The sequence below is a fragment of the Tessaracoccus sp. OH4464_COT-324 genome (genome assembly GCF_003932855.1).
Classification (GTDB): domain Bacteria; phylum Actinomycetota; class Actinomycetes; order Propionibacteriales; family Propionibacteriaceae; genus Arachnia.
Genome location: NZ_RQYZ01000001.1, coordinates 403519 through 410707, shown reverse-complemented (window position 1 = coordinate 410707; position 7189 = coordinate 403519). Strand labels below are relative to the sequence as shown.

Annotated in this window: 4 protein-coding genes; 1 reads left to right on the top strand and 3 read right to left on the bottom strand. The window is 70.7% G+C overall.

Going from position 1 to position 7189, the window contains the following annotated elements; all coding sequences use genetic code 11:
• A partial coding sequence (locus tag EII42_RS02005) for an NACHT domain-containing protein (protein WP_158676359.1) occupies window positions 1–3134 on the bottom strand: 3134 nt, incomplete at its 3' end.
• Between the two features lie 347 nt (window positions 3135–3481).
• On the opposite strand from EII42_RS02005, the gene dxs reads away from it, so the two are divergent.
• Complete coding sequence (gene dxs, locus EII42_RS02000; protein WP_125170414.1) at window positions 3482–5398, top strand: 1-deoxy-D-xylulose-5-phosphate synthase; 1917 nt, start codon at window positions 3482–3484, stop codon at window positions 5396–5398.
• On the opposite strand, the gene EII42_RS01995 is transcribed toward dxs, so the two are convergent.
• Window positions 5363–6559, bottom strand: coding sequence for an HRDC domain-containing protein (locus EII42_RS01995; protein ID WP_125170413.1), 1197 nt, complete (start codon window positions 6557–6559; stop codon window positions 5363–5365). The two genes, dxs and EII42_RS01995, sit on opposite strands and share 36 nt — an antisense overlap.
• Window positions 6556–7128 (bottom strand): DUF3000 domain-containing protein, encoded by a 573-nt coding sequence (locus tag EII42_RS01990; protein WP_125170412.1) that lies wholly within the window; start codon window positions 7126–7128, stop codon window positions 6556–6558. The genes EII42_RS01995 and EII42_RS01990 overlap by 4 nt, the downstream gene beginning before the upstream one ends.
• Window positions 7129–7189: the final 61 nt, after the last annotated feature.

Below are 7189 nucleotides of genomic sequence, written 5' to 3'. Positions count from 1 at the left end.
GTGGCGAGTTGGTGGCCGTCGGGGTGCCAGGCGGCCGCGGTGACCGCCCGGGTGTGGGCGGTGAGCCGGGTGAGTTGTTGGCCGGTGTGTGGGTCCCAGATGATGCAGCTGCCATCCCAGCTGGTGGTGGCGATCCGGTGGCCGCCCGGGTGCCAGGCGGCCGCGGTCACCCCGCTGGTGTGGCCGGGGACGAAGGCGACGGGCTTGTCCTGCGGGGCGAGGAGCCCGGCTTCCTGCCAGGCGGCGCCGGGGGCGGCGGCCGGCCAGCGGGTGTGCGCGGCGCTGCAGGCGTGCACGATGGCCTGGGCCAGGTTTGCGTCGCCCAGGTCGGCGCGGGACAGCTTGGCGTGAGAGAAGGCCGCGCGACGCAGGCTCGCCCCGCCCATCCTCGCCCCCGCGAGGTCCAGCGGGCGCTCCGGGGTGCCCACGAAGTCCCAGTCGTCGAGCCGGGCGCCCGCGAGGTCGATGCCGGCCAGGCTGGCCGCGGGATAGCCCTCCCGGTTGGCGAGGATGGCGTAGGCGGCGTGCAGCTCGCTGGCCTCGGCCAGGTAGCTGCCCTTCCAGCGGGCGAGGGTGCCCGCCAGGGCGGGGTCGTCGGCCTCGGCGAGGAGCTGGCCCAGGAAATCCAGGGTTTCGCGGGCGGGGATGCGCATCCGCCAGCGCTGCCGCTGGTCGGCCCGGACGGCGTCGAAGAGGTAGCGGGCCAGGAAGTACTCCTGCAGCGAGGTGTGCGCGAAGCTGAACGCGCTGCCCCGCTCGCCGTCCCGGCGGGCGATGAAGGTGGCCGTGCGCAGATCCTCCTCAAGCCGCTCGCGCTCGCTCGCGCCGAGGCCGACGCGGTAGATGTCGCTCAGATCCTCGTCGGAGCGCACCCAGGCCCGAAACACCCGCTCGACCTCCTCGATTGGCGCCGCGTTGCGCCGCTCCCGCCACAGCCAGGCTGCCAGCTCCGCCATGAACGCGGCCTTGTGCCCGGGCCGGATAAAGTGCTTGGCCTCATCGCGTGCCAGCCACTGCTCCACCGTCCACCCGTACAGCGTCACGCCCCGGATCTGGCGCCCGGCGGCCCGGCGCCGCTCCAGCTCCGGCGCGAACTCCGCCAGCAGCCCCAGCGTGTACGGCCGCGCCGCCAGCTCGGGCAGGTTGTGCACCTCGGCGATCAGCGCCACCACCTTGTCGACCTCCTCCCCGGGCAGCGCCCGCTCCAGGTAGCCGCGCACCTGCCGCTGAGAAAGCGGCAGCAGGGTGAGCGCGCTGTAGGAGTCCTCGGCCAGATCCTGCCGGTCGTTGCCCCGGAAGAAGCCGCGCTGCTTCTCCAAGGTCTGGAAGTACTGGGTGCGGCAAGACAGCACCAGCCGCACCCGCGCGTTCGCCTCGGCGTCCGGCAGCAGGCTCAGCGTGCCGAGCAGTCGGCTGAGGAGCAGCTGGCCGCCGCCCGCGTCCAGCTTCACCAGGAGCTCGTCGAGGCCGTCGAAGATCACCACGCACGGGCCCTGCCGGAGCCAGGAGCGGAAGGCCTCCCAGGTGTAGCCGGGACAGTGCTTGGGCAGCCAGTCCTCGCGCATACAGGTGGCGACGAGCACCTCCAGGTTCTCCGCCAGCCGGGCCTCGGCGACGCTCTTCAGGTTGAAGTAGATCGGCATCGGCAGCGTCGGATCGGCCGATCGCAGCTCGGCCAGCCGCCGGGCGAAGGCCTGGCAGCTCACGGTCTTGCCCGCCCCGTACTCGCCCAGCAGCGCGAACAGCTGGGGGGCGGAGCCGTCGCGCGCCCAGTCGAGCATGGCCTCCACCACCGGCGTGCCGTCGGCCTCGTCGGCCGGGGAACTGTGATAGCCCATCGAGAGGCGCGAGCCGCGCACGTCGGCGATGAAGAGCTCGCTGGCCAGCACCTTGTCGCTCTGGCTGCTCATCCGCTCGACGTCGGGGCAGCCGGGCGCGAGCAGCCCGGGGTTGCGCAGCCGGTCGATCTCGCGCCGCAGGCCTTCGTTTTCCCGCCTAAGCCTCGGCACGGCGCCGCCCAGCGGGCCGCGGGCCAGGATCTCGCGCACCATGCGCGCCGACGTGAGTGCCGCCTTCCTCTGGTCGTCCGCCTTGGTGGGGGAGTCCTTGTGGGCGGCGAAGTCGCACACGCTCTTCACGACGATGGCCGCCACCGGCTCGTGGGCGCAGGCCGCAAGCACGCCGACGCCCTCCATCTCCCCGCCGATCACGGTAGTGTGCAGCTCGCGCAGCCTGTCGCGGTACTCCTTGTTGTCGACGAGCTTTGCGCCGCTGAGCACCGTGCCGAAGTGCACCGTGGGCCAATCCGCCAGGTGGCGGTGCGCGTGGTCCACGGTCTCGGCCCGCGCGACCAGCTCCGCGGCGGCGGCCGTCGGCAGGCCCCGGTGGGTGGTGCCGCCGTCGGGCTCCACCCGGGCCAGTTCGTAGTCCAGGACGTGCCTCGACACCAGCACGTCCCCGATCCGCTGCTTTCTCTCGGCCACGCCGAAGGCGATGCCCACCGCGATCAACACGTCGGGGTTGTAGTGGCCGATGGCGCGCGCGGCGGAGGCCTGCGCCTGGTAGGGGCCCTGCTCGCTGCGGCGGTGGATCACCCGGAAGCCGCCCACCTGGCCCAGCCGGTAGTAGGTCACGTCGTCGCGCTGCTCCTCGGGCGGCGCTGCCTCGCTGCTGAGGAAGACCTGCCAGAGCTTGCGGGCTTCGTGCTCGTTGTAGGTGAGCAGCACCGCCGTGGGCTGCACGCCCGACTCCACGCCGCGCGTGTCCAGCAGCGCGCCCTCGGGGATGGCGTCCAGCTCCGGCGTGGCGGGGGTGGGGGAGTAGGCGCTCAGGCCCTCGAACCAGACGTGGCGCTCGGCGGGGCCGACGCGCTTGGCCTTCGTGATCTCCATCGAAAACTGGAGCCCGAGCTCCTGGGACAGCTCGTTGATCCGCTTGCGCAGCCGCGTCAGGTTGGTGTTCGCGGTGGCCTGGGAGACGGTGGGGAACACCTCCTCCTTGAGCCGGGCCACCGAGACGCGGCCCGCGCTGTCCAGCCGGCCGGCTATCTCTGCGGCCTGTCTCACCTGGGTCTCGTTGAGCGCGAGCCTCGCCAGGTAGTTTCTCACCGCGTAATCGGGCAAAGCGTCGGCCATCGTTTCCTCCTCGAATCGAGCTGCGCCCCAGCCTAGCAGGAATCTGTCGGATATATCCGGAATAAACCTCCAATCCGACATGTGCGGCGTAGCGACCTGGGTGTGGCGGCCGGGAAGCTGCCGGCGCGGCCGGCTCGACTGGGGTACCTGCACGATCAATCGCGAGGCCTACGTGCCACAGGCTGGTCGCCAGCCAGGCCAGCGCGGCGCTTCTGACGCGAGAGGCGCGGCTGGCGCGGACCCGCAGGCAGGCGAAACCGGTGACGGCCACGCTGCGGGGAAACGCGTTATGCCCGCCTTGAGCGTGCGGCAGGTTCTTTTTGCCGGTTCACCCTATGATGAACCTCATGTCCCTGTTCGATTCCATCGCCGGTCCCAGCGATTTGCGCTCGCTATCGAAGGCACAGCTAGAGGCTCTGGCGGAGGAGATCCGATCCTTTCTGATCACCAGCGTGAGCAGAACCGGCGGGCACCTGGGGCCAAACCTGGGCGTCGTCGAGCTGACCATGGCCATCCACAAGGTGTTCAACTCGCCGCATGACCCCATCATCTTCGACACCGGCCACCAGGCCTACGTGCACAAAATCCTCACCGGGCGCTCCGAAGGATTCGACACCCTCCGGCAGCTGAACGGGCTATCCGGCTACCCGGAGCCCGCCGAATCGGAGCACGACTGGGTGCGCAACTCGCACGCCTCCACCGCGCTGTCCTGGGCCGAGGGGCTGGCCAAGGGCTACCAGCTGCGCGGCGAGGACCGCGTCGTGGTGGCGGTGGTGGGCGACGGCGCCCTCACCGGGGGCATGTCCTGGGAGGCGCTGAACAACATCGCCGCCCAGCCCGACCTCAAACTGGTCATCATCGTCAACGACAACGGCCGCTCCTACACCCCGACGGTGGGGGGCCTCGCCACACACCTCGCGGGCCTGCGCACCGACCGCCGCTACGAGAACACGCTCAGCTTCATCAAGCGCGCCGTGCTGCGCATCCCCGTGCTCGGCCGCCCCATCTACGACCTGATGCACGGTTTCAAGACCGGCGTGAAGGACGTGGTGGCGCCCCAAGACCTCTTCTCCGACCTGGGCATCAAGTACACCGGCCCCATCGACGGCCACGACCTCCAGGCGCTCACCAACCACCTCGAAGCCGCGCGCCAGTTCAGGGGGCCCGTGATCGTGCACTGCATCACGGTGAAAGGCAAGGGATTCAAGGCCGCGGAGGAGCACGAGGAGGACCGCTTCCACGCCGTGGGCCAGATCAACGACATCACGGGCGAGCCACTCACCAGCAGCTCCACCGCCACCTGGACCAGCGCCTTCTCCGAGAAGCTCGTCCAGCTCGGGGCCGCGCACCCGCAGCTCGTCGCCATCACGGCGGCCATGCTGCATCCGACGGGGCTCGCCGAGTTCCGCGCCGCCTACCCGGAGCGCACCTTCGACGTCGGCATCGCCGAGCAGCACGCGATCGTCTCCGCAGCCGGCCTGGCGCGCGCGGGACTGCATCCGGTGGTGGCGGTCTATTCCACCTTCCTGAACCGGGCCTTCGACCAGCTGCTGATGGACGTGGCCCTGCACCGGTGCGGCGTCACCGTGGTGCTCGACCGCGCGGGCATCACCGGCAGCGACGGCCCCAGCCACAACGGCATGTGGGATGTGTCGATGATCGGCATGATCCCCGGGGCGCAGCTCGCCGCCCCGCGCGACCGCCGTCGCCTCGCGGAGGCGCTGGAGCGGGCCGTCACCGTCGACGACGCCCCGACGATCATCCGCTTCTCCAAGGACAAACTCCCCGCCGACCTCGACGCGGTGGACAGCCTGGGTTCCGGGCTCGACCAGATCGACATCCTCCGCTCCGAGGACGCGGCCCGCACCCTGATCCTGGGCTACGGCCAGTTCGCCGGGTTGGCGCTGGAGGTGGGCGAGCTGCTGGGCCGGCAGGGCATCCCGACGATGGTGGCGGATCCGCTGTGGGCGCTGCCGGTCAGCGGGGCGCTGATCGACCTGCTCGCGCGCTTCGACCACGTGGTGACGCTGGAGGACAACCTCGTGGACGGCGGGCTCGGCCAGCTCCTGCGCGCCCGGGCCGCGGAGCGCATGGTCACACCCCGGATGCAGCACTTCGGCATCCCCAAGGAGTTCCTCGCGCACGCGAGCAGGGGCGAGGTGCTCGCCCGCCTCGGCCTCACCGCGCAGGCCATCAGCCAGCAGGTGATCCCGGCTGCCCTGCTCGGTTCAGGCGAAGACCTGATCGAGCAGCGGAGCCAGTAGCTCGCGCTGCCAGGGCCGCACGTCGTGCGCGGCCAACGTGTCTCCGCTCGGGCGTTCGTCGGCCCACAGCAGGTGCGCGGCGGTGGCCGCAGGAAGGATCAGGCTGGCCTGGATGCCCAGCTGGGCGGCCAGCTCGTCGAGCGCGGGCCGGAAACGTTGCCAGCGTTCGGCGGCCGCGGGATTGCTGTCCGCCCAGGTGCGCGGCTGCGGCGGCCCGGGGTTGGCGGGTGGGCGCTTGGCCGGATACTTCGCCTTGGCGAGCTGCTGGAACCGGCGGTGGGCGCTCAGCCAGTTAGCGGAGTAGCGCTTGCCGGGGGCTCTGGTGAGCGCGCTGCTGTCCGACAGCGCGTTCGGGGGGAGTTCGCCGTTGACGCTCACCTGCTTGGCCAACTCGACGATGGCCGCGTCGGGCAGGATGTGCGTGGGCGGGCGGTCGCGCCGCTGGGCGATCTGGTCGCGCTCAGTCCACAGCTCCCTCGCCAGCGCGAGCCCGGCGCGGGAGCGCACGGCGGTGATCTCCGACGTGCGCCGCCACGGCTCGCTGCGCTGCTCGGGTGGGCGCGAGTAGTGGCGGAGGGTCCACTCGAACTCCTGTTCGGCCCAGCGGGCCCGCCCGGCCTCGGCCAGCTGGGCCCCGATGGCGTCGCGGAGTTCGATCAGGTAGTCGACGTCGAGCGCGGCGTAGGTCAGCCAGCTCTCCTTCAGCGGGCGGGTGGCCCAGTTCACGGCCGAGTGCGACTTGCGCAGGTGGACGTCGAGCTCCGCGGAGAGCAGCGCGGCTAGCCCGACCTTCGGCTTGCCCAGCAGGCGGCCGGCCAGCTCGGTGTCGAACACCCGGGTGGGGGTGATGCCCGCGTCGAACATCGACGGCAGGTCCTGGCTGGCGGCGTGGATCACCCACTCGGCGCTCCCCAGGCGGGTGCTCAGTTGGGTGAGGCGCTCGTCGGGGATGCGCGTGGGGTCGAGCAGCCAGGTGCCGGCCGCGCCGCGTCGGATCTGGAACAGGTAGGCCCTCGGCCAGTAGCGGAAGCCGTGCGCCCGCTCGACGTCGAAGGCCACGGGGCCGTCGGCGGCGGCGAGCTGGGCGAGGCACTCGTCGAAGGCCCGGACGGAGTCCACGACCGCACGCAGCGGCTCGCGGCTGTGTTCTTGATAGTTCATCTGATCCTGAGCGCGGTTATTCCGGTGGGCAGCGGTGGCTCCCCGGCCACTTGGACAAGGAGGTCCTGCCAGGCGAGGAGATGGTTGGTGAAGGAGTGCTGCAGGTCGAGCCGCGGCGTCCAGGAAGAGCGCAACTCCACGGTAGCGGAGTCCGGTTCACCCGCCTTCGAGCCGAAGCAACGGCCGTAGGACGCGGTGACGGTGCCGCTCAGGTGGCTTGCCATGCAGTCGTTTTTCTCCAGGGCATCGGTGAGCCAGCTCCAGGCCACGTCGGGCAGCATCGGATCTGCCACCATCTCTAGCTCTACCTCTGCGGTGACGTAGCTGGCGATGCGGAAGGTGCCCTGCCAGGCGTCGTTACCCTTGGGGTCATGCAGCAAAATGAGCCGACCGGAGCTCAGCTGCTCACGGCCTGCGTACAGCTCCGCCGAGATGGCGACGGAGTGTGGTGCGATCCGCTGCGGGGAGCCGATCTCGTCGACAACCAGCTCCGGTCGCCAAGTCATTTGGTGGAGCTGCTGCGTTGCGCGTTGGAAGCCATCCGGCGCCAGCGTTAGAACGTTGGACACGAAGCAGACTGTAGGGGGAGCCGGCCCGTTGCGGGCCGAGACTCGCCGGACGATGCAGATT

Excerpts from the sequence above, each read along its gene's own strand:
- dxs (WP_125170414.1), top strand. The coding sequence starts at position 3,482 with ATGTCCCTGTTCGATTCCATCGCCGGTCCCAGCGATTTGCGCTCGCTA.
- EII42_RS01995 (WP_125170413.1), bottom strand. The coding sequence starts at position 6,559 with ATGAACTATCAAGAACACAGCCGCGAGCCGCTGCGTGCGGTCGTGGAC.